Below are 22,970 nucleotides of genomic sequence, written 5' to 3' on the forward strand. Positions count from 1 at the left end.
ACATTTACGTCATCTTCCCCACAGGTTGATTATTTTTATATATGATCATAAGGACATCTTTTATGTACCTCAGAAGGTAATTACACATGAATATATTAATCACGACCACTGCGTTTACAGCTTTATTTTGTGGGGCAGCTTTTGCTCAGTCCAGTGATATTGCCCATGAAGCACATCGATTTGTTAATAATGCCTCAGCCGTCAGTCATGTGAATTCCTCGACGCATGAAAACTTACCGGACAGGGTTAATAAAAACAACACGCCCTCATTCTCTGAAATGAATGAACATGAAAGGGCCATTGTTGCTCATTCATTTATGAACAACAGCGCGTCCTATGCGCATCAGAAAATGATTGAGGAACATAAAAAAATGCTGTCCGGCAGTGATGCAAATTCAAAGACCTCGTCTTCTTCTTTTAACGAACTGAATGCCGGAGAAAAAGCCGCTCTCGTGCATGAGCAGGTCAATAATGCCGGTGCGGAAGCACATCAGACGCAGGCAAGAAAGCTTCGCGGGCTGTATTCGACCAGGTAACTGCAGGCGGGTTAGTGCTTAGCGTCAGGTGCGCAGCAGGGCTTTACTGACGGGTTACGTAGCAGGACATGAGCCCCATATTGCTCTGCCGTAACCTGTTTCAGTCCCGTTAATCATCACCGTCGGGCTGGTCATACAGTTCCCAGAGCTTCCGGAGCAAACGGGAAACAAGATATGTTACAAAAATGACGACCATCAACGGTGCTCCCGATTAACTGACAGATGACACGCCTCCTGAAAACCCCTAGCATACGCCGCAGTGTTCATGCTAACGGCGAATTCCAGTAAATGTATTCTACCGATGTCGTAAAAGAAAATGCCTACCTTTCAGCCACCCGCTCGGGGCTGGAATCGAACGAGATCGCTACTCTTCAGCGCTCCTTGCCTTCCCGGTTTAATCTGCGGCATTTGAAAAAAAATGAATCATTAAAACTCGTACTGCAAAAGAAAGCGGGAAAATCACGTGTCGTGGCCTATAAATTTACGTCCGGTTCATTTAATTACACGGCGTATCGTATATCAGATAAAAAGTTCTATAACCTTTCCGATACTTCCGGGAAAGGCAGTCTCGATTATCCGTTACCGGCCACAGCAAGACTCAGTTCGCCTTTCAATCCTGCAAGACTTAACCCGGTATCGGGAAAAGTGAGTCCCCATAATGGCATTGATTATTCCATGCCCATGAACACGAAAATAGTCAGCGTCATCGACGGAAAAATCACCCGGGCCGAATACAACAGTACCATGGGATATTTTGTTGAAGTAACGGGAAAAGCCGGTGTTAAAACTCGCTATCTCCACCTCAATAAAATACTCGTTACTAAAGGGGCCAGGGTTACCCGGGGAGACGCTATTGCGTTATCCGGTAACAGCGGACGTTCATCCGGTCCTCATCTGCATTACGAGCTGGTCATCAATAACAATCCTGTTAACTCACTGGCGTTCCGGACGGCGGCACCCGCTGATAACAAACTCGAACAGCATGCCTTTGCGCATGCCAGAGACTACGAACGATACTTGGACTGATAACGGGACCGCGACGCGGTCCCGTCTGCCGGATTAATTTTTTTTATCGTTTTCACTTCCGTGATGTTGATGATCTCCATGCCCCCCGTGACCGTGGAAAAGATGCATGAGCGGACAAAGCAGCAGTAACAGATATGGCCAGTAGCCTGCCACATGTGACCAGTGTTCGCGCAGGAGAGCAAATGCCGCAATCGCGGCGACAGCAATAAGCGCATAGGTTGTACTTTTCATACCGGACTCCTTCTGTTCGTAACAGCCCCTTCACTCAGTGTTATTTCCCGAGCCTGACACTTTTCAGACGCAACGCATTTGCAATGACGCTAACGGAGGAAAGGGCCATGGCCGCCGCCGCAATAACTGGCGACAGCAGTATTCCATACACAGGATAAAGCAGACCTGCAGCTACAGGCACCCCAAGAGCATTGTAGATAAACGCAAAAAACAGATTCTGCCGGATATTTTTCATGGTGATCTCTGACAGATGACGGGCCCTGTTGAGTATCATCAAATCGCCTTTGAGAAGGGTAACGCCAGCACTTTCTATTGCCACATCTGTACCCGTTCCCATGGCTATACCCACGTCAGCCGCTGCCAGCGCCGGGGCATCATTCACACCGTCTCCGGCCATCGCAACCACATGGCCAGACGCTTTCAGTCGGGTTATCACTGCTTTTTTGCCATTCGGCAGAATCCCGGCTTCAACCTCATCTATTCCCAGTTTCCGTGCGACTGCTTCAGCAGTAAGCTGGTTATCCCCGGTGAGCATAACAATGCGGATCCCCGCCTGACGCAAAGCTTTAAGCGCATCCGGCGTGGTTGCTTTCACGGGATCCGAGATAGCTATCAGGCCTGCAAGGTTCCCGTCTGTGGCCACATAGATAACGGTAGCGCCTTCCATCCGCAACGTATCCGCAACGGCCTTTTGATTATCAATAACGATACTGTTTTCCTGCATAGCCAGTTCATTACCAATAACAACCCGTTGACCTTCGACATCGCCTGAGACACCTTTCCCCGACGGGGCATTGAAATTACTGACGGCAGGTATCACGATCCCCTTTTCATGCGCGGCTCTGACAACAGCCATACCCAACGGATGCTGCGAACCTTTTTCCACTGCAGCTGTTACACGTAAAAGAGATATTTCCCCACCCGGACTGAGACTGATAATCCCTGTCACCGTAGGCGAACCTTCCGTGAGCGTGCCTGTTTTGTCGACAACCAGCGTGTCCACTTTTTCAAGACGCTCAAGGGCTTCGGCATTCTTGATTAACACCCCGGCCTGGGCGCCTTTGCCCACCCCCACCATTATCGACATCGGCGTGGCCAGTCCCAGCGCGCAGGGACAGGCAATAATCAGGACCGACACAGCCGCAATGAGACCGTGCGCCATCCTGGGCTCGGGCCCCCAGACAGACCAGATCAAGAAAGCAACAACCGCGATAAGTATCACCAGAGGAACAAACCAGCCTGAAACGCTGTCTGCCATTCTCTGGATGGGGGCACGCGAACGCTGTGCATCAGCGACCATCTGAACAATTCGTGAGAGCATCGTTTCATCACCGACTTTCTCTGCACGGATGATAAGACTACCTGTCTGATTAATCGTCCCCCCAATGACAGGGTCACCCTTCGTTTTGGTAACCGGCATAGACTCCCCGGTCACCATCGATTCATCCACGGTTGTTTTGCCTTCGATCACGATACCGTCGACCGGAATACTCTCTCCAGGTCTGATGCGGAGCTTATCGCCAGGCAGGACATCTTCCGCATTAATATCCGTTTCATGACCGTCATGATCCAGCCGTCTGGCGGTTTTGGGGGCAAGGTTCAGAAGCGCAGTAATGGCGCCTGAGGTTTGTTCCCGTGCCCGCAGCTCAAGAACCTGTCCCAGCAGAACAAGCACCGTAATAACTGCTGCGGCTTCAAAATAAACGGCCACCAGGCCATCCATGTTTCTGAACGATGCAGGAAACCAGGAGGGGAAGACGGTTGCAATGACGCTGTAAACCCAGGCTACGCCGGTCCCCATTGCAACAAGGGTAAACATATTCAGGGAGCGGTTACGTAACGACATTCCGGCCCGGGCGAAGAATGGCCAGCCACACCACAACACGACAGGGGAGGCCAGAAGCAACTGCAGCCATGTGTTGTACTGTGGCGGTACTGTATTCCTCAAGTCGGGAAACAGATGAGATCCCATTTCGAGTACCAGAACCGGAAACGCCAGCAACAACCCCAGCCAGAAGCGTCTTGTCATGTCGTGAAGTTCATCACTCGGCCCCGTGGATGCCGTAGCTACGAGCGGCTCCAGTGCCATTCCACAGACAGGACAGCTTCCGGGACCACTGCGGCGTATCTCCGGGTGCATCGGACATGTCCACACACCTTCAGAATTCTCTTTTTCCGCCTGGTTGTGAGGCTGTTTTATCTGATCAGGGCTGACTTCGTGATGATCGTGGTGATGGTGATGGGAATGTTCACTGGCATCTTCGGTAAAATAATGATCGGGATGGGCTTTAAATTTGCTCTCACAGCTGGCGGAGCAGAAATAAAGCTGATGGTCCTGGTATCGAATGCTGCTGTGCGCCTTGTCAGGCAGGATGACCATCCCGCACACGGGATCTCTCACCTTATGCAATACGTGGCCCTCGTCCGGGGATAATGTCTGCTCAGAAGCAGTCTGGTTGTTGTGTTGCACTGCATTGTCATTTTTCACAGTAACTCTCCTTATGCATACCGAAGCATCTTCTGTCTTCAGGGTATGTCATGGATGCGATTACCACGAATATCGCCGGCACAGGAGTGCCTGCTACCGGCGTCCCGTTATCAGCCGTTCCGCTGACTATTCGATTCGCTGGAAGACTTTTTTACTTCCATCCGGTGAGAATGCGATAACATCGTAAGCCTCTTTTCGGGCTCCCATCTCCATTCCAGGACTTCCTGCTGGCATACCGGGGGTGGCGAGACCGTATATACCCGAACCAGACTGCATTGCCTTATGTATCGTTGTCGCAGGCACATGGCCTTCAATGATCAAATTACCGGCAACCGCGGTATGACAACTTCGTAGTCCTGCAGGAACAGCATGCTTTTCTTTCAGGGCTGACAGCGCCTGATCATTCATGACGTGAGTTCGTACTTCGAACCCGTCTTTTTCCATCGCTTTGCCCCACAGGGAACAACAGCCACAGTTTTCAGATTTGTACATATCAATCACTTTTTCACTCGCCATCGCGGGTAGTGAAAGGCCGAGAGCCAGCGCCATTAGAACCACTTTTTTCATACTCACCTCTGTATATTATCGATATAAACCCTGACGTCAGGGTGAATCAGTAAAGAAGGACACCCACAGGGGGTGCCCTTTCAGGTTCAGGACACGCTTTTTTTATGTCTGCGCAGCCAGATTAATTTGTAGGCGGCAGGAATAATGAACAGGGACAGCAGCGGAGCCGTGATCATCCCACCAATCATGGGTGCCGCAATACGGCTCATGACTTCTGAACCTGCGCCGGTTCCCCAGAGTATTGGCAGCAGACCCGCAATGATCACCGCCACGGTCATGGCTTTCGGCCGGACACGCAGTACGGCACCATGATAGAGGGCTTCATCAAGACCTTCCGGTGTGAACGTCTCTTTACGGGACAATTCCGGGTGCGCTTCAATGGCATGACGCAGATACATCAGCATGACCACGCCAAACTCTGCTGCCACCCCGGCCAGGGCGATAAACCCGGTTCCGGTCGCCACTGACATATGGAAGCCCTGCCAGTACAGGAACCATATTCCGCCAACCAGGGCGAACGGCAGGCTCATCAGGATCAGCAGGGCTTCGTCAACCCGGCGGAATGCCAGATACAACAGGATGAAAATGATCATCACCGTCATCGGCACCATCAGCTTCAGTTTCTTGTTGGCATGCTCAAGCAGTTCAAACTGTCCGGAGAATGCCACACTGGTTCCCGGTCTCAGTTTCACTTTCTCGCTGATGGCCGTCTTAATGTCGTTAACCACCGACACCATGTCCCTGCCGCGGGCATCAACATAAATCCAGCTGGCTGGCCGGGCATTTTCGGTTTTCAGCATGGTTGGTCCAGAAACGACGTTAATATCCGCGACATCGCCCAGCGTGATCTGCTGCTTCATCGGGGTCAGGATCGGCATCTGTTTCAGCGCCTGCGGACTGTTCCGGTAATCCTGCGGGTAGCGAATGTTAATAGGGTACCGGGCCACCCCTTCAACCGTCTCACCCACCATAGCACCTCCGATTGCTGAAGAGACGAACAGCTGGACATCACCTACCGTCATCCCGTAGCGGGAGGCTTTCTCCCGGTTGATATCGATATCGATGTAGCGCCCGCCCTCAAGTCGCTCAGCCAGGACAGACACCACGCCAGGCACGGTTTTGGCTACCGCCTCGATACTCTGCGCCGTCGCGTCGATATCGGACAGAACAGTCCCGGACACTTTGATACCTATCGGGCTTTTGATCCCGGTTGAGAGCATATCAATACGGTTACGGATAGGCGGCACCCAGAGGTTTGCCAGACCCGGTAAACGGACTGTCCTGTCGAGTTCATCAATAATCTTGTCAATTGTCATGCCGGGACGCCACTGATCCTCAGGTTTGAGCTGGATCGTGGTTTCCACCATTTCGAGCGGCGCGGAATCCGTTGCGGTCTCTGCTTTACCGGTCTTGCCAAATACAGAAGCCACTTCAGGAACGCTTTTGATTAACTTGTCTGTTGTCTGCAGGAGCGCTGCAGCTTCTGCCGGAGAGACGCCAGGCAAGGTCGACGGCATATACAGCAGATCGCCCTCGTTAATCTTCGGCAGAAATTCACCGCCCACCTGACTCAGTGGCCAGATAACCGTGAAAATGGACAAGGCCGCAACCAGCAGGGTTGTTTTTGGCCAGTGGAGGACCCGCAGCAGCAAAGGATGATACGCTTTGATCAGCACCCGGTTCAGGGGGTTACTTGTCTCGGCAGGAATTTTCCCCCGGATCCAGAATCCCATCAGAATAGGAATGACGATGATGGCCAGTGCGGCCGCTCCCGCCATGGAGTACGTTTTCGTGAATGCCAGCGGGCCAAACAGACGACCTTCCTGCCCTTCCAGGGTAAAGATAGGAATAAAGGACAGGGTGATGATCAGCAGGCTAATGAACAACGCGGGTCCCACTTCCACGGAGGCGTCGGTAATCACCTTCCAGCGGGTGGCGTTGTCAATCTGCTCACCCGGATGCTGATGATCCCACTCCTCAAGCCGTTTGTGCGCATTTTCAATCATCACAATGGCGGCATCCACCATCGCACCGACGGCAATCGCTATCCCTCCCAGCGACATGATATTGGCGTTCAGTCCCTGGAAGTGCATGACGATAAAGGCGATACACAGGCCAAGCGGCAGAGAGATAATCGCCACCAGGGCAGAACGTACGTGCCACAGGAACAGAGCACAGACGATGGCCACCACGATAAACTCTTCCAGAAGTTTGGAACTGAGGTTATCAATCGCCCGGTCGATTAACTGGCTGCGATCGTAGGTGGTCACGATTTCAACGCCTTCCGGCAGGCTGGCCTTCAGCGTCTCCAGTTTATCCCTCACTGCCGTGATAACGTCGCGCGCATTTTTACCCGACCGCAGGATCACCACGCCGCCAGCGACTTCTCCCTGGCCGTTCAGCTCGGCAATACCACGCCTCATTTCGGGCCCGGTCTGCACGCGGGCAACATCCCGCAGATAAACCGGCACGCCGTTCTCACCTGTTTTCAGGACGATGTTATTAAAATCATCAATGCTCTGAAGATAACCGCTGGCACGGACCATATACTCCGCTTCGGCCATTTCAACGGATGAGCCACCGGCCTCCTGGTTAGACGATTCAAGTGCCTGTTTCACTTCGGGCAGGCTGATACCGTACTGGGACAGTTTTACCGGATTGACCTGAATCTGGTACTGTTTCACCACGCCGCCAACCGAAGCGACCTCAGCCACGTTCGGGATGGTTTTCAGCTCAAATTTCAGGAACCAGTCCTGCAGAGAGCGCAGTTCTGAAAGGTCGTGTTTTCCGTTGCGATCGACAAGGGCATATTCAAATATCCAGCCCACTCCCGTGGCGTCCGGGCCGATTTCAGAGCTCACACCCGCAGGCAGTTTGCCCTGAACCTGATTCAGGTATTCCAGCACGCGCGAACGGGCCCAGTACAGATCGGTGCCGTCTTCAAAAATGACATACACATACGAATCACCGAACTGTGAAAAGCCACGCACGGTTTTTGCGCCAGGTACGGACAGCATGGTGGTGGTAAGCGGATAGGTGACCTGGTTTTCTACAATCTGCGGGGCCTGTCCGGGATAGCTGGTTTTAATAATGACCTGCACATCTGACAGGTCAGGCAGCGCATCGACCGGCGTGTTAATTATCGTCCATGTGCCCCAGATGCTGAGAAACAGTGCGCCCATCATGACCAGGAAACGGTTGGCGACAGAGCGCCGGATAATCCATTCAATCATCGTCGTCTCCTCAGTGCCCTGAATGCATATTTACAGGCTGCTCAGACATTGCTGGCATACTGTTTTCTGTTTTTTCAGGGTGGCGCATACGTTCCAGCGCGCCCGTAATATTGGCTTCGGAGTCAATGAGGAACAGGCCACTGACCACCACGGTATCGCCTTCATTCAGGCCGGAGCCAATGCCGGACTGTTGCTGTGATTCATGCAGAACGTGGATCTGTTTCGGCACAAACTTGCCTTCATCATCAACAGTAATCACGCGCTGTTCTTTGCCGGTATCGATAACGGCCTGGCTTGGTATCAGCAGCATCTCCTGGCTCTTGGTATTCAGTTTCAGATAGGCATTCATGCCCGGCTTGAGAAACTCATCCTTATTAGAAACCTGGAGACGGACCTGAAGCGTACGGGTTGTCTGATCCACGCTGGGAAGAATGTTCCATTTTTCGACATGGAATGTTTTATCCGGATAAGCCGGTACCGAAATTTCAAACTGCGACGTATCTTTCAGCAGATAGGCGATAGATTCTGGCACTGCAGCGCTGATCCAGACCGGGTCCATCCCCTGAATCTGAGCCACTACTTTATCTTTCGAAATATTCATTCCGGTGCGCAGGTCAAACGCAGTAATGACACCATCAATAGGTGCTTTAATGGTAAAACGGGTCTGGATTGTGCGGGTTGAACGCAGCCTTTGAATATCCTCTTCCGGCATACCAGCCAGACGAAGTCGCTCCAGAACCCCTTTTATCTGGGTTGACGTACCGCCTGTACCGGATAACAGCAGGAACTCACTTTGTGCCTCAACCCATTCAGGAATGGTGATATCGATAAGCGGAGTGCCTTTCTTCACATGATCGCCAATCGTCAGGGGATACACTTTTTCGACGAAACCGTCAGAACGCGCCTGCACAATGACAAACTGATACTCGTTGTAACTGACATTAGCCGGGATTGTCTGGGAATAATTCAGCATTCCTCGCGTAACTTTTTGCGTTTTTAATCCCAGATTCTGAACCTGGGTTGGATCGATACGGATCCCGCCACTGCTTTTATCGCCACTTTCATCAGCATATTTCGGCACCAGGTCCATATCCATAAAGGGAGATTTTCCGGGTTTATCAAATTTGGTATCCGGTTTCATCGGGTCATACCAGAAAAGTACCTTTCGCTCCGGTGCCTTTTGTTCGGTTTGTACTGTTTTTTGTGATGAGTTTACATACTGCCAGGCAGTAACCGATATCAGCCCCCCTGCTATGAGGCTGCTGATAATTATTGCAGCATATTTTATCTTTAAAGAAGCCATACAATTTCTCGCTGAAAAATCAAAACACCTGGCATATGCGCCCGATCATTCATTCACAGTAATCCCTTAATGAATGTTCAGGCGCACTGGATGTATTCGCTCCGGACTGATAATCAGGATTGCGTAACGTTAATGCTTTTGAGTAAGGAGATATTGCCCTGCTGAATAAACGAGAAATCGACATGGTTGCCGGTTTTCAGGGCATTGATAGCGTCGTCTGCATTAACAAAAGTGAAGCGCATGGTCATTGCAGGCCAGCCCACAGCAGGGATTGCTTCGTGCGAAATGGTAATCTTTTTACTATTCATATCAATGTCTTTAACGACACCGGTGCCCTTGATAACCTGCTGTACCGAAGCATCACTGGCAGCATTCATATCGCCATGCTGATGTGTTTCAGCATGAAGACCGGCAGAAAACATGACAGAGAAGGCACCAAATAAAACGGCTTTAAGTGAATTACGCATTTTTAATTTCCTGATTAATTAAATAAATTTACTCTACCCAACCGCCACCCAGCGCGGTAAACAGATTAATTTCGTTAACCTGTCGGGAATAGGTAAGATCGAGAATGGTTTGCTGCGTAGCGAAGAGGGAACGTTCTGCATCCAGCACTTCGATGTAACTGACAGCACCACTTGCATATAATCCTCTGGCACGCTGGAGAGTTATCTGAAGTGAATCAAGATAACGCTGCTGTGACTCAAGTTGCTGGCTAAGGCTGTCGCGCAGCGCAAGCGTGTCGGAAACATCCTTAAAGGCTGACTGAATTTTTTGTTCGTAATTAACCACCGATTGTTGCTGGCGAATTTCAGCCAGCTTCAGATTGGCTTTATTCCTGCCAGCATTAAAAATAGGAATTTCAATTTTAGGGATAAAATTCCACATTCCACTTCCTGACGTAAACAGGCTTGACAGCTCCGTACTGCTTGCGGAAAGACCACTGGTCAGGGTAATGGAGGGGAAAAAGGCCGCTCGCGCTGCGCCAATATTGGCATCAGCCGCTTTCAGCTGATATTCCGCTTCCATAATATCCGGTCGCTGCAGCAAAATTTGTGAAGATAGATTTGGTGGCAATTTTACTGGTGCGATCTCCCCGCCTTTCATCCCTTTTTCTGACGGAAGTGCGCGGTACGTTCCCAGCACCAGTTGCAGGGCATTGTTTGCCTGAGCCAGATCGCCTTCTCGTTTGGCTATTTCGGCGCGGGTACTTTCGATTTGTCCTCTCGCCTGTTCAAGTGCCAGAACGTTCGTACTCCCGGTCACGAGCTGTTGCTCAACGAAAGCATAGGACTGTTCATAATTTTTCAGCGTTTCCCGCGCAATACGGAGTTGTTCGTACGCCAGTTGCTGGCTGAAATAGCTCTGTGAAACGTTGGAGACCAGCAGGATGTGTACGGCACGACGGGCTTCTTCGCTGGCAAAGTAGTTCTGGCGATCAGCCTCACTCATGTTCTTAAGTTTGCCAAAAAAATCGAGCTCATAGCTGAGCTCCAGACCCGCGTCGTACTCCTGTGTGGTCGGCTTGTCACCTTTCAGACCACCGTTGTATGTGATCCCGGATGAGGCATTCAGTTGGGGATAACGATCTGCATCCGTGACGTTGAACTGGGCCCGGGCCTCTTCAACCTTCAGGGCAGCCATTCTCAAATCACGGTTATTATTCAGGGCTTCACCGATCAGCCTGCTGACCTGGGGATCGACAAAAAAGTTTCGCCAGCCCGTATCCTGATAGCTGTTTACCGCAGGCGTCAGACTGTTTTTAGACAATGAAAACTGCTGGGGAACCGGAGCTGGCGGACGCTGATATTCAGGTGCCAGAGAAACACAACCAGCCAGGATGAATATGGTACTGATGCTGAGTAATTTTAATTTGAACATAACGCTTCTCGTACAGGCAGACCTGGTAAATGGTTCAAACGAAGTCCAGAGTATTGATAGGGATACTTTACCGAACGCTCTCTGTTTGCCGGGTGACAGGATAATGACAATGTTGTCATTTTTGCTGTAATCCGTTGATAACGATCGTGGGCGCAATAAAATGACATTAGCAGCCAGCCGGGGAGCATGATGAAAATATTAATCGTTGAAGACGAAATTAAAACAGGTGAATATCTCAGCAAGGGGCTGACAGAGGCGGGGTTCGTCGTGGATCACGCTGATAATGGTCTGACCGGATATCATCTTGCCATGACAGCCGAGTATGATTTAGTCATCCTGGATATCATGCTGCCTGATGTAAACGGCTGGGATATCATCCGTATGCTGCGCAGTGCCGGAAAGGGGATGCCGGTATTACTGCTGACGGCCCTTGGCACGATTGAACACAGGGTCAAAGGACTTGAGCTGGGTGCGGACGATTATCTGGTGAAGCCCTTTGCGTTTGCTGAACTGCTCGCCCGGGTAAGAACCCTCCTCAGGCGGGGAAACACGATGATCACGGAAAGCCAGCTTAAAGTGGCTGACCTCTCGGTTGATCTCGTATCCAGAAAAGTCAGCCGCGCCGGGAACCGCATTGTGCTCACCAGTAAAGAGTTCAGCTTGCTGGAATTCTTCATTCGCCATCAGGGAGAAGTTCTTCCCCGCTCCCTGATTGCCTCTCAGGTCTGGGACATGAATTTTGACAGCGACACTAACGCGATTGATGTCGCAGTAAAGCGACTCCGCGCTAAAATAGACAACGATTACGGGACAAAACTGATCCAGACAGTGCGGGGCGTGGGCTACATGCTGGAGATCCCGGATGCATAGCAAACCGTCCAGACGACCTTTCTCACTCGCTCTGCGGCTGACCTTTTTTATCAGCCTGTCCACAATACTGGCGTTTATCGCCTTCACCTGGTTTATGCTGCATTCTGTTGAAAAGCATTTTGCCGAGCAGGATGTCAGCGATCTGCAACAAATCAGCACCACACTGAGCCGTATACTCCAGTCCCCGGCAGATCCGGATGAAAAAAAAGTAAGCAAAATAAAGGAATCAATTGCCAGCTACCGCAACGTTGCCCTTTTGCTCCTCAATCCCAGGGGTGAAGTGCTCTTGAGCTCAGCTCAGGGGGCGGCACTACGCCCGGCAGTGAATTCAGCAGATTTTAGCGAGCACAGCCGCGCACGGGATGTCTTTCTCTGGACGGTGGAGGATCCTGCGGGACCGATGGATACCGGGTCCGGAATGAAGATGGAAACATACCGGATTATCGCCTCCTCTGGCCAGGCGATATTTCAGGGCAAACAGCAGAACTATGTCATGCTGACTGGCCTCTCCATTAATTTCCATCTCCATTACCTTGATGCGCTGAAAAAAAATCTGATTGCAATCGCTGTTGTGATAAGCCTGCTGATTGTTCTGATCATTCGCATCGCTGTCCGTCAGGGGCATCTGCCCCTTCGTAATGTCAGCAATGCCATTAAAAGCATCACCTCCGAGAATCTTGATGCGCGGCTGGAACCGACACGGGTTCCCATTGAGCTGGAGCAACTGGTTATCTCGTTCAATCATATGATTGGAAAGATTGAGGATGTCTTTACCCGCCAGGCCAATTTCTCTGCCGATATCGCGCACGAGATCAGAACGCCCATCACCAATCTGGTGACACAGACTGAAATCGCGCTGAGTCAGGATCGAACCCAGAAGGAACTTGAGGATGTCCTCTACTCCAGCCTGGAAGAGTATAACCGGATGACCAAAATGGTCAGCGACATGCTGTTCCTGGCGCAGGCAGACAATAATCAGCTGATACCTGACAGGGTCATGTTTGACCTCAGAGCGGAAGTCATGAAAGTCTTCGAGTTTTTCGAAGCCTGGGCCGAAGAACGCAATATCACGCTCAAATTTGACGGGATGCCCTGCCTGGTTGAGGGAGATCCACAAATGTTCAGAAGGGCGATCAATAATCTGTTATCCAATGCCCTGCGTTATACCCCGGAGGGACAGGCAATCACCGTCTCAATAAGAGAGCAGGAGAGCTTTTTTGACCTTGTGATTGAAAATCCGGGGAAACCGATCCCTGAAGAACATTTATCAAGGCTGTTTGACCGTTTTTATCGGGTGGATCCATCCAGACAACGAAAAGGAGAAGGCAGCGGCATCGGCCTTGCGATTGTGAAGTCAATCGTGGAAGCACATCACGGAAGAGTGCAGGTGGAATCAGACGTACGCTCCACGCGTTTTATCTTATCCGTGCCCAGACTGGAGAAAATGATCCCGGAAACCCGGTAATGACTCCAACTTACTGATAGTGTTTTATGTTCAGATAATGCCCGATGACTTTGTCATGCAGCTCCACCGATTTTGAGAACGACAGTGACTTCCTGCCCAGCCTTGCCAGATGCTGCCTCAGATTCAGGTTATGCCGCTCAATGCGCTGCGTATATCGCTTGCTGATAACGTGCAGTTCTCCCTTCAGGCGTGATTCATACAGCGGCCAGCCATCCGTCATCCATACCACGACCTCAAAGGCCGACAGCAGGCTCAGAAGACGCTCCAGCGTGGCCAACGTGCGTTCACCGAATACGTGCGCCACAACCGTCCTCCGTATCCTGTCATACGCGTAAAACAACCAGCGCTGGCGTGATTTAGCGCCGACGTAACCCCACTGTTCGTCCATTTCCGCGCAAACAATGACGTCACTGCCCGGTTGTATGCGTGAGTTTACCGACTGCGGCCTGAGTTTTTTAAGTGTCGTAAAATCGTGTTGAGGCCAACGCCCATAATGCGTGCACTGGCGCGACATCCGACGCCATTCATGGCCATATCAATAATTTTCTGGTGTGTACCGGGCTGAGAGGCGGTGTAAGTGAACTGTAGCTGCCATGTTTGACGGCAGTGAGAGCAGAGATAGCGCTGATGTCCGGCAGAACTTTTACCGTTACGCACCACGCCTTCAGTAGCTGAGCAGGAGGGACAACTGATGGAGATGGAAGCCACGGGAGCACCTCAAAAACACCATCATACACTAAATCAGTAAGTTGGCACCATTACCGGAAACCCAATGCTGAAAATAAAGATGTAAATGACAAAGATGTCATTAGCCTGTCATGCAGCAAACAGAAGCCATTCGATATAATTAGTGCAACTTATCAGGAAGGCTGGATTGCTTCATCAATACCCGGCGTCAGAGTACGCCAGGAAATGAATATCCAGCCCTCTTCCGGAGAAATAAACGCTGCCGAACTTGTTTCAGTTATGGAACTGAAAACACCGGTTGTACTTCCCCGGACATCACTAATTCAGAAATGGAGAGTTATCATGAAAAATATCGTATTAGCATCTTTGCTGGGCTTTGGTTTAATTTCATCGGCCTGGGCCACTGAAACCGTGAATATCCATGATCGCGTCAACAATGCACAGGCTCCTGCTCACCAGATGCAGTCTGCTGCGGCTCCTGTCGGGATCCAGGGGACTGCTCCTCGTATGACCGGTATGGACCAGCATGAACAGGCCATTATTGCTCATGAAACCATGACGAACGGCTCGGCGGATGCGCACCAGAAAATGGTGGAAAGTCATCAGAAGATGATGGGAAATAACACGGTATCCACGACCGTCCCGTCAACGTCTTACGCGGCGATGAATGAGCATGAAAGAGCAGCGGTTGCCCATGAATTCATGAATAACGGGCAATCCGGCCCACATCAGGCCATGGCCGAAGCGCACCGCCGCATGATCAATGCAGGCTGAATGCGACGGTAGTATCCGTGCTGTTACCTTTTCCCTGATAGATTTTCCTGAAACAACGTTGCTACATTTTTGCCCCCCGTCAGGGGGCTTTTTTGTCTGACTCAGCTACACTTAACCGGTACCTGTCTGAAAGGAATTATTATATGAAAATCAAAAACACCCTTTTTGTAATATTAATGTTATCCCTGCCAGCCATTTCTGCTGAACATTCGGAAATGAAAATGTCAGATATGCACTCATCGGCATCATCACAGGAATATATGGCTGGCATGAAAAATATGCATGAAAAAATGATGGCCGCCGTTAATGAATCCAATCCCGATAAGGCCTTTGCAAAAGGTATGATCGCACACCATGAAGGGGCAATCGCAATGGCTGAGACCGAGCTCAAATACGGAAAAGATCCCGAAATGAGAAAGCTTGCGCAGGACATCATTAAAGCTCAAAAAGGTGAAATTGAGCAGATGAATAAATGGCTTGACAGTCATAAATAATGAACACTGGAGTGTTGTCTTGCGCACCCTCTTAGGGTACCCCCGGACACGAAAATATATAGCACTTAACTAATTAATAACCCTAATAATTTCGGGTTTTTAATGTAACTTTCTTTTCTGAACGGAAATAATAGTCATACAATTTAATTTTCTTGTAATTACTCCTACTTTTAATCAGGTACTGGACGATGGATAACGACTCCCGCCTGAGAGGGAAAATCCGTCTGGTTACCTGGCGCTATACTTAACCGATTGATCGACATGCCATGCTGGTAAAATATTAAAATTCTCCCCCATAAATCTGAACCACATGACAGGATTGATAGTCAGGCAGTATTTCACATTCATTGCTAAAAAAATAAAAATAAGCATGCATCTTCTCGAAGATTAATTACCTTCCATCTTGTAAAAAAGAATCAAATCCTCTAATAATATCTCGATTCCCGCTTTTTTTAATACATCTTTCCGCTCGGCATATATTTTCCTCAACATATCTTCAAACCCCTTGCCAAGATGAATTTGTTTATGGCAGTTGCAACATAGTGATATGATATTCTCTTCCACATCCAGTGAATTCTCAAAATAGTCTTGCTTTGACATCGGGGCAATGTGATGAGGTTCTGTGTAATTTAGAGGAGAGTTTCGCCTTCTGAACGTTGGATGGTCGCAATTAATTTCACATTTATAATCAGCTTTGTTAAGCGCATTTTTTGAAACAGATTTACTTCTTGGGTATGAGAGTCCATTTTTGACTTCTATTGCAGCTTTCTTAGGTTTCGCTTTTTCGCTATACTCAAATGTCTGAGTAACGTCAAAGTGATTACTTTCTTCTAGAGCAGTGATCAAATCATTATCTGAGTAAAAATCAATGCTTGAGCTTTCGTTCGTACTAAAAAAATCTAGTTCTTTTATTGCCTGAACAAGTTCTTCACGGATAGTCCATAAATTTCGCTTTGGGTTTCCTTTAATTTCTCTACTTTTCATGACTGTAATGAATTTTGTCCCGGAAGCAATCTTTCCGACTCCTTTAACCTCGAATCGGCCAAGCTGCTTCTGAACTCTTCCACCCAACCCATTGAGGCTTTGTTGAATAAATCAGATTTCGGGTAAGTCTCCCCCGTAGCGGGTTGTGTTTTCAGGCAATACGCACGCTTTCAGGCATACCTGCTTTCGTCATTTTGTTCAGCGCTCGTACCAGGGCCATAGCCTCCGCAACCTGACCATCGTAGTCACGCAGCGTCAGTGAACCCCCGAACAGCTGTTTTACCCGGTACATCGCCGTTTCCGCTATCGAGCGACGATTGTAATCTGTTGTCCATTTCCACCGCGCATTACTCCCGGTCATTCGCTGATTAGCCACTGCACGGTTACGGTCTGCATATTCACCGGGCCAGTAACCCGCACCTTTTCGGGGAGGGATAAGCGCGCTGATTTTCTTACGCCGCAGTTCATCGTGACATAGCCGGGTATCGTAAGCGCCATCGGCGGCGGCTGACCTGATTTTCCGGTGGGTTTGCCGGATTAACCCGGGGAAGGCCTCTGAGTCCGTAACGTTGTTCAGCGACAGGTCAGCGCAGATGATTTCATGTGTTTTACTGTCAACGGCGAGATGCAGCTTACGCCAGATACGGCGGCGTTCCTGGCCATGCTTTTTGACTTTCCACTCGCCTTCACCGAAGACCTTCAGCCCGGTGGAATCAATTACCAGGTGTGCGATTTCACCCCGGGTGGGCGTTTTGAAACTGACATTAACCGACTTTGCCCGCCTGCTGACACAGCTGTAATCCGGGCAGCGTAGCGGAACGTTCATCAGAGAAAAAATGGAATCAATAAAGCCCTGCGCAGCGCGCAGGGTCAGCCTGAATACGCGTTTAATGACCAGCACAGTCGTGATGGCAAGGTCAGAATAGCGCTGAGGTCTGCCTCGTGAAGAAGGTGTTGCTGACTCATACCAGGCCTGAATAGCTTCATCATCCAGCCAGAAAGTTATGGAGCCACGGTTGATGAGGGCTTTATTGTAGGTGGGCCAGTTGGTGATTTTGAACTTTTGCTTTGCCACGGAACGGTCTGCGTTGTCGGGAAGATGCGTGATCTGATCCTTCAACTCAGCAAAAGTTCGATTTATTCAACAAAGCCACCCATTGATTACACCATTAGCACTCATACTGTGCAGGTCGTACTTCTTGCCGATATCGAAACATGTACAGGAATGGTCTGGCTCAATGAACCATTTTTTTAACGCTGCAATACTTTTGTCATCAAAAACTTTTTTATCCCTTAATAAAATCTTCCATTCTTCAACGCTAATATCTATATCACAGACGTATTCACCATCAATTACTTCACATATTTTTTCAATCATGTCCATAACTCTCTTGTAACACAGGCTTTGTAATAATGTAAAATCCGTTACACGGCGTTGTATGTAATGTCATTGTCTCTTGGACTCCTACAGTCCAAAACAACTTTGTGTTTTGTTGTCCAAAAACTTTTTGTTGCCGTGAGTTCTCACTGAGATAAATCTCGCCTTGAGCGTATCACATCAGCAGACTTCCTCTCAACCTTATGGACTTAACCCGGTAATTCTTCACGACAAAGAAAGTACGGCATTTTACATGACGAAGAGACGGTCTCAGCTTCACATGACCGGATAACGTTTTTAATGTACTTCATTATTACGGCACGGGTGTTCAACGAGTATTTTTAAATATTAATCATTTTGTTTAACGGGTGGATACCTACAAATTTTAACATTTACTAATCAAGATAGCAGTTGTACGTACTTTCCCGGCAAAAATCCTGAGGTTTACAGATTCCCTCACCGTAACAGACCCGGTCATTCCCCTGGTCCTCCGGAGAGTCTAGTACGAGTGATAAACGTGAATTCCTGTACCTGAAGTTCAGCCGCTGGCAGATAAGTCGTGAACTATAATTACACTCAGTCAGATCCAAACACCTTTTCATCTGCATATATACTTTGTACATACCAGGAGATTACATGCAGGCACCCGGTATACCGGAGAATGAAGAACAGAGGCTGAAGTCCCTGTATATTACCGGCCTTCTTGATACCCGTGACGATGAGCGTTTTGAACGCCTGACGCGGCTGGCCCGCAAAGCCTTTCAGGTCCCGGTGGCCCTGATAAGCCTGCTGGATCGCGAGCGCCAGTGGCTCCTCGCCTGCCAGGGCGTCGGCGTGCGCGAAACCCCGCGTAACATCTCGTTCTGCGGGCATGCCATTCTGCAGGAGGGGCCCTTCATTGTTCACGACGCAGCTGCTGATGAGCGGTTCCGTGACAATCCCCTGGTCACCGGTGAGCCCCACATCCGGTTCTACGCCGGCCAGCCGGTGAACCTGCCCGACGGCACGGTGGCCGGCACGCTGTGCCTGATCCACACCGTTCCCCGCGCCTTCACGGATGATGACATTGCGTCCCTCCGGGATCTGGCCTGTATCGTGGAAGACGAATTCGAGGCCATCAGCATGGCCATGACGGACAGCCTGACGGGCATTCCCAACCGGCGCGGGTTTTACCGCGCCGGCGAAAAACTCTTCCGCGCGATGAACCGGCAGGATGCGTCGTTCAGCCTCATCTATTTCGATCTGGACAGGTTCAAACCGGTGAACGATCTCTGGGGACACGCAGAGGGAGACGAGGTGCTGAAGGTTTTTGCCGGCTTTTTACATCAGCACCTCGAACCGGGCGAAATAGCAGGCCGCCTCGGCGGGGATGAGTTTGCCGCCCTGATCCGGCGAAACGGGAACACGAGTTCTTTTCTGCAAGCGCTGAGTGCCAGTTTGGATCATTACAATGACACCTCGGGTAAGCCCTACAACATCAATTATTCCTTTGGCGAACTGATCAATAACGCAGACCAGTACGCGACGCTGGCGGAAATGATCGGCAAATGTGACGAAGTGATGTACCTGAAGAAAAAACGAAAGACCCTCTCCCGGAAAGCAGAACCGTGACGCTTTCCTTCCCGGCTGATCCCCTGCCCCGGGGTTCAGCCGGACGGCAGGAACAATATATTTAACCTCATGGCGCATAAAGTCATTTATATTTGCTCATGGAGCAATAATCCTCTCATCGCAACAATTACTCGTTTTTTGTGTCCATGCTGCAATAATTCCTCTCTTCCTCTCCCGAGATCTGAAAAATAGGCAAAGTCGGAAATATCACGCTCGGCTGCCTGGAGGGAACTTGAATGCGGGACGGCCGTTAACAGCATGAGCAGTGACTTTCATTAGGTTTGGTTATTCAAAGCTGGATGCACATCGCAGTTAGCTCCCGGACAGAATGGGAGCCCTGATTTTCCCTTTTTCAAATGTGGAAATGATTTACGTCAAACCGGAACGGGGCTTATAATCAGCTGTCGTCACCTCGGGTGTTCCCCTCTGCGCTTTTTACCGCCTGTAAATGGTTACAGGGACTTCCGGCAGTAGCCGGACTGTAAAAGGAAACCCGCCATGAAACCGAAAATTGTACCCGTTGTACGGTATACACGTTTTCGTTTCGGGCGCGTAGAGCATGTGCGTAATCACATGCGCTCGCTCCCGACGCGTTAAGTGAACGGTACCCGCAGGTGACGATACTCTTTGTTTACGCCTCTGTTTCCGGCCGTTCTTCGGATTCACCCATCATGGCAAGATAGTGTTCATGGTCATCAGTGTGAATAAACACTTTCCTGAACATGTTCAGATAGCGTTCCTTATCGATGACGCCGGTTGAGAAAAGATTTCTACCGTCCGAATGCGAGTGGCGGTTGATGGCCCGGTAAAATGAATCATATTCTCCGGCATCGCTGTGTTCCGTTGCCAGAGACTCCAGGGCTTCTTTAAGCTTTTCATTCTTGCAGGAAAAGCTGAAATAATACTCCAGAATATTCCTCATCGTATTGAACAGCACCACGGGCTGGGTTTTCGCATCCCTGACGTCTTTCAGTGTCTGCCATAACGCCTGATATTCATTGAGCATTTCATGCATGGAAAGCGTTTCGCAGGAACTGTAATCCGACTTGATGATGCGAAACAGCGACCAGTTTGCTGGCGCTTTCCTGCCATCCTGCAGGCGGCCGCTGTTCAGCAGCATCTCCTGGAAGAAAAACATATTATGCGTCAGTATCACCACATGTCTCGCTGCAGCGGCCTTAATTATCTTCCGCTTAATGAGTGCTGCAACTTCATAGATATAGTTATGTGACAGGCTGGAAATCGGGTCATCAATCACAATGAGTTTATTTTCCGGATGGATGGTTTCCGGGGTAAGACTGCCCGAACACGATTCGATGAAATAGAGAAAAGCAACCATTGTTTTCTCACCCTCACTGAGGGATTTGAAGACTTCCGCCTTTTCTGGCTCGCTTCCCCGGCGAAGACGGTACAGTTTCATCTCTGCATCATGGCAGATGATTTCAAAGCCGGTGATCCCCAGCAGCCTGAGATTCGCATTGATACTGTTAATGGTTGGCTGGATGTCGGAGAGCTGTCCGGTCAGCCTGTTCGTCTCATCATCCAGTGTTTTCTTACTGGCAGCCAGGGCGCCGACTTCACGCAATCTGGTGTCGATTTCGTTCTGCAGTTCGCCAAGCTGCCGGTCACGCCCGGCAAAGAACTCCTCACAAATTCCCCTGAGGTGCGCCATAACTTCCGTATACAGGTTCTGTTTTTCCTGACTGAAGTTTTCAGCAAGACGGTTGTTTTCCCGTACCCGGATATTTAAAACGTCCACTTCCTTCCGGAGCTGCACCAGGGGATCCTGAACGTTCTCGGGTTGTACCTTCCGGGAAGGCTCTTTAATTTTAGTAAGGAGCTGCTGTAACAGGATCCGGAAGCCTTTATTGACCGTTTTCACCAGGCTTAAAATCTGACTGTCCTCATCAACGAAAGCATGGGTCGTAACACGGCGTTCTAATTCGGCCAGGGCATCACAGTCCTGAGCAAGTCGTTCTGCGGCCTGGCTCAGCGCCCCGAGAGACGTCTGGTATGACTCATCAAACATCTGAATGAGTTCGCGCGAAAAGGCCGTGACATCCAGGGACTGCTGGCAGAATGGGCAGATATCGTCGTGTATATACTGCTGTCCCTGGCGCACCCAGTCAGCATTACCGATCTTCTGAATGAGAGCAGAGAATTGCGTACTGCTTGCAGGCATCACGGGTTCCTGCATCAGTGTCAGGGTGTCTTCCGTTAAAACAGTTGTCGGGGGAATATGAATTTCGGCGACAAGCGTTCCTTCGCTCTGACTTAACATCCGCCATTTATCCGCCAGCGCCTCAGCCGTGGTGCTAACCTCCGACAGCGGTGTTGCCACCATACGTTCGTAAAACGATCGTTTAATTTTAGCGCCATCCAGGAAATCGCTGAGGATTTTCCTGTCATTGACTGTCCGGTTGAAAATATCTTTGGCACAGCTGTCAGTGACCGTTTCCTTCATACCTTCCTTCTCGGCGATCTCCTCATTCAGCTTATCTGTCCGGGCACTCAGTTTTGCGCTTTCTTTATTATTACTGTTTATTTTGTCCTGGCTTTCCTGATTGGCCTCGCTGAGGGTGAAGATCCCGGGCTGATAGTCAGAACGGGTGAACTTACTGTCAATGTATTCCTGATTAAAGACCTGAAAGTGGCTGACGTGCGGGCTCTCAAAGGTGCAGTGCCGGTATTTATCCGCCTGCCGGTCATAGAAATAGCCTGATACCGTGGATTTTCCTGAGCCGTTCTGGCCATAGATGAGTGTCACCTTACTGCTGAGATCAAAGCAGATATCCCTGTCAGGCGCGTAGCTTCTGACGCCCCGGATCCTGAGTTGAGCCATTTTTTTCTCCTTGTTGTCCCTGAGTTTGCCCAGTCTTTCCATCGTAGCCCACTTTGCATTCGGGTTATGTCATCCCGATCAGATTTATCTTAACCACTCCTGCGCGCTAAACCTGACATGACAGGACGGGATAGATCGCGGAATTTGTTTTGGTGTATTAATGCAGAACTGGCAACAAAAATAATGTTTTTGTGCGCTTTGGTTATTAATACCTTAATAACAATAATCTCATTACATTATTGCTTAATATGCAGCAGTATCTTTCCTTCGTCTTGAAGATCCGAAAACCCTGAGTTCCGGATCTGCCTCAGGCGCACGGGCGCGCTGCGGCGCAGAAACACAAGATGTGCCACTCTGTCAGCTGCTGTTTCTTCTATATGTTGTGTTTACCCCCTTCCCCGTGACCCGTCGCGCAGGGGCAGATATTGCCGCTTTGCTTATTTCGTGTGCGTGGTACACTTCCGGAAACTGTTGAATACGCAAAAAATCGGATCACACCGAAACGGCCATCCGGTAATTTAACGACGTGGCTATATGGCTGCTTATTATCAGCCTGAAAATGATGACGGCAGGGGAAAATCCTCAAGCGTGACATTCAGG

17 protein-coding genes and 2 pseudogenes are annotated in these 22,970 nt (G+C 49.9%); 7 read left to right on the forward strand and 12 right to left on the reverse strand.

Translation table 11 applies throughout. The annotated features are described in order from the left end of the window. The first annotated feature begins 86 nt into the window (after positions 1-86). Both HV340_RS23395 and HV340_RS23400 read left to right on the forward strand, forming a co-directional pair. The gene (locus HV340_RS23395) at positions 87-536 is read left to right on the forward strand and encodes a copper resistance protein (protein WP_001023257.1); all 450 of its coding nucleotides are present in this window, start codon (positions 87-89) and stop codon (positions 534-536) included. A 288-nt stretch (positions 537-824) separates the two neighbouring features. After that, a complete protein-coding gene (locus HV340_RS23400) occupies positions 825-1,562 on the forward strand; it encodes a peptidoglycan DD-metalloendopeptidase family protein (RefSeq protein WP_004388332.1) in 738 nt (245 codons plus the stop codon). 33 nt (positions 1,563-1,595) lie between these two features. On the opposite strand, the gene HV340_RS23405 is transcribed toward HV340_RS23400, so the two are convergent. The 7 genes from HV340_RS23405 to silC form a co-directional block, all read right to left on the reverse strand. Further along, the gene (locus tag HV340_RS23405) at positions 1,596-1,793 is read right to left on the reverse strand and encodes a DUF2933 domain-containing protein (RefSeq protein WP_004388331.1); all 198 of its coding nucleotides are present in this window, start codon (positions 1,791-1,793) and stop codon (positions 1,596-1,598) included. 40 nt (positions 1,794-1,833) lie between these two features. Next, complete coding sequence (gene silP / locus HV340_RS23410) at positions 1,834-4,281, reverse strand: Ag(+)-translocating P-type ATPase SilP (protein ID WP_181216584.1); 2,448 nt, start codon at positions 4,279-4,281, stop codon at positions 1,834-1,836. 126 nt (positions 4,282-4,407) lie between these two features. After that, positions 4,408-4,848 carry a DUF411 domain-containing protein gene (locus HV340_RS23415; protein ID WP_008322815.1) on the reverse strand — a complete coding sequence of 147 codons (441 nt, stop codon included), beginning with the start codon at positions 4,846-4,848 and terminating at the stop codon, positions 4,408-4,410. Positions 4,849-4,934: 86 nt separating this feature from the next. Beyond that, positions 4,935-8,081, reverse strand: a complete 3,147-nt coding sequence (gene silA / locus HV340_RS23420; protein ID WP_000574021.1) for a Cu(+)/Ag(+) efflux RND transporter permease subunit SilA — start codon at positions 8,079-8,081, stop codon at positions 4,935-4,937. A 10-nt stretch (positions 8,082-8,091) separates the two neighbouring features. Then, positions 8,092-9,384, reverse strand: a complete 1,293-nt coding sequence (silB, locus tag HV340_RS23425; protein ID WP_001485328.1) for a Cu(+)/Ag(+) efflux RND transporter periplasmic adaptor subunit SilB — start codon at positions 9,382-9,384, stop codon at positions 8,092-8,094. Between the two features lie 113 nt (positions 9,385-9,497). Next, complete coding sequence (cusF, locus tag HV340_RS23430; protein ID WP_001246153.1) at positions 9,498-9,851, reverse strand: cation efflux system protein CusF; 354 nt, start codon at positions 9,849-9,851, stop codon at positions 9,498-9,500. A gap of 28 nt (positions 9,852-9,879) precedes the next feature. Then, positions 9,880-11,265 (reverse strand): Cu(+)/Ag(+) efflux RND transporter outer membrane channel SilC, encoded by a 1,386-nt coding sequence (gene silC / locus HV340_RS23435; protein WP_000475512.1) that lies wholly within the window; start codon positions 11,263-11,265, stop codon positions 9,880-9,882. 189 nt (positions 11,266-11,454) lie between these two features. On the opposite strand from silC, the gene silR reads away from it, so the two are divergent. Continuing rightward, the gene (gene silR, locus HV340_RS23440; RefSeq protein ID WP_001572351.1) at positions 11,455-12,135 is read left to right on the forward strand and encodes a copper/silver response regulator transcription factor SilR; all 681 of its coding nucleotides are present in this window, start codon (positions 11,455-11,457) and stop codon (positions 12,133-12,135) included. Continuing rightward, the gene (gene silS, locus HV340_RS23445; protein ID WP_033147116.1) at positions 12,128-13,600 is read left to right on the forward strand and encodes a copper/silver sensor histidine kinase SilS; all 1,473 of its coding nucleotides are present in this window, start codon (positions 12,128-12,130) and stop codon (positions 13,598-13,600) included. Before silR ends, silS begins: the two co-directional genes overlap by 8 nt. A gap of 10 nt (positions 13,601-13,610) precedes the next feature. Here silS and HV340_RS23450 read toward each other — a convergent pair. Beyond that, positions 13,611-14,308, reverse strand: a protein-coding gene (locus HV340_RS23450; RefSeq protein ID WP_226778077.1) for an IS1 family transposase whose coding sequence is annotated in 2 segments (ribosomal slippage) — positions 13,611-14,059 and positions 14,059-14,308 — 699 coding nt in all. Because the reading frame shifts where the segments join, the coding sequence is not laid out codon by codon here. A gap of 321 nt (positions 14,309-14,629) precedes the next feature. Here HV340_RS23450 and silE point away from each other — a divergent pair. Together silE and HV340_RS23460 are read left to right on the forward strand one after the other, a co-directional pair. Next, positions 14,630-15,061, forward strand: coding sequence for a silver-binding protein SilE (silE, locus tag HV340_RS23455; protein WP_000790483.1), 432 nt, complete (start codon positions 14,630-14,632; stop codon positions 15,059-15,061). A 143-nt stretch (positions 15,062-15,204) separates the two neighbouring features. Beyond that, positions 15,205-15,555: a DUF305 domain-containing protein gene (locus HV340_RS23460; protein WP_000694953.1), complete on the forward strand. Its 351-nt coding sequence runs from the start codon at positions 15,205-15,207 to the stop codon at positions 15,553-15,555. A 387-nt stretch (positions 15,556-15,942) separates the two neighbouring features. On the opposite strand, the pseudogene HV340_RS23465 reads toward HV340_RS23460, so the two are convergent. From HV340_RS23465 to HV340_RS23475, 3 genes and pseudogenes are all read right to left on the reverse strand, one after another. After that, a pseudogene (locus HV340_RS23465) lies at positions 15,943-16,635 on the reverse strand (HNH endonuclease); the annotation flags it as partial. A 55-nt stretch (positions 16,636-16,690) separates the two neighbouring features. Continuing rightward, the gene (locus tag HV340_RS23470; RefSeq protein WP_000654804.1) at positions 16,691-17,659 is read right to left on the reverse strand and encodes an IS5-like element IS903B family transposase; all 969 of its coding nucleotides are present in this window, start codon (positions 17,657-17,659) and stop codon (positions 16,691-16,693) included. A gap of 33 nt (positions 17,660-17,692) precedes the next feature. Continuing rightward, positions 17,693-17,917: pseudogene (locus HV340_RS23475) on the reverse strand (HNH endonuclease); the annotation flags it as partial. A gap of 636 nt (positions 17,918-18,553) precedes the next feature. Here HV340_RS23475 and HV340_RS23480 point away from each other — a divergent pair. Further along, on the forward strand, positions 18,554-19,528 hold the full coding sequence (locus tag HV340_RS23480; protein ID WP_023327686.1) for a sensor domain-containing diguanylate cyclase: 975 nt from the start codon (positions 18,554-18,556) through the stop codon (positions 19,526-19,528). 631 nt (positions 19,529-20,159) lie between these two features. Here HV340_RS23480 and HV340_RS23485 read toward each other — a convergent pair. Next, positions 20,160-22,370 (reverse strand): AAA family ATPase, encoded by a 2,211-nt coding sequence (locus HV340_RS23485; RefSeq protein WP_023327687.1) that lies wholly within the window; start codon positions 22,368-22,370, stop codon positions 20,160-20,162. Positions 22,371-22,970: the final 600 nt, after the last annotated feature.

The sequence above is a fragment of the Enterobacter sp. RHBSTW-00975 genome (assembly GCF_013615235.1).
GTDB classification, from domain to species: domain Bacteria; phylum Pseudomonadota; class Gammaproteobacteria; order Enterobacterales; family Enterobacteriaceae; genus Enterobacter; species Enterobacter ludwigii.

Bases quoted from the DNA above. Each gene is read 5' to 3' on its own strand.
- HV340_RS23395 (WP_001023257.1), top strand. From the start codon at position 87: ATGAATATATTAATCACGACCACTGCGTTTACAGCTTTATTTTGTGGG.
- HV340_RS23400 (WP_004388332.1), top strand. From the start codon at position 825: ATGTATTCTACCGATGTCGTAAAAGAAAATGCCTACCTTTCAGCCACC.
- HV340_RS23405 (WP_004388331.1), bottom strand. From the start codon at position 1,793: ATGAAAAGTACAACCTATGCGCTTATTGCTGTCGCCGCGATTGCGGCA.
- HV340_RS23415 (WP_008322815.1), bottom strand. From the start codon at position 4,848: ATGAAAAAAGTGGTTCTAATGGCGCTGGCTCTCGGCCTTTCACTACCC.
- silA (WP_000574021.1), bottom strand. From the start codon at position 8,081: ATGATTGAATGGATTATCCGGCGCTCTGTCGCCAACCGTTTCCTGGTC.
- silB (WP_001485328.1), bottom strand. From the start codon at position 9,384: ATGGCTTCTTTAAAGATAAAATATGCTGCAATAATTATCAGCAGCCTC.
- cusF (WP_001246153.1), bottom strand. From the start codon at position 9,851: ATGCGTAATTCACTTAAAGCCGTTTTATTTGGTGCCTTCTCTGTCATG.
- silC (WP_000475512.1), bottom strand. From the start codon at position 11,265: ATGTTCAAATTAAAATTACTCAGCATCAGTACCATATTCATCCTGGCT.
- silR (WP_001572351.1), top strand. From the start codon at position 11,455: ATGAAAATATTAATCGTTGAAGACGAAATTAAAACAGGTGAATATCTC.
- silS (WP_033147116.1), top strand. From the start codon at position 12,128: ATGCATAGCAAACCGTCCAGACGACCTTTCTCACTCGCTCTGCGGCTG.
- silE (WP_000790483.1), top strand. From the start codon at position 14,630: ATGAAAAATATCGTATTAGCATCTTTGCTGGGCTTTGGTTTAATTTCA.
- HV340_RS23460 (WP_000694953.1), top strand. From the start codon at position 15,205: ATGAAAATCAAAAACACCCTTTTTGTAATATTAATGTTATCCCTGCCA.
- HV340_RS23480 (WP_023327686.1), top strand. From the start codon at position 18,554: ATGCAGGCACCCGGTATACCGGAGAATGAAGAACAGAGGCTGAAGTCC.
- HV340_RS23485 (WP_023327687.1), bottom strand. From the start codon at position 22,370: ATGGCTCAACTCAGGATCCGGGGCGTCAGAAGCTACGCGCCTGACAGG.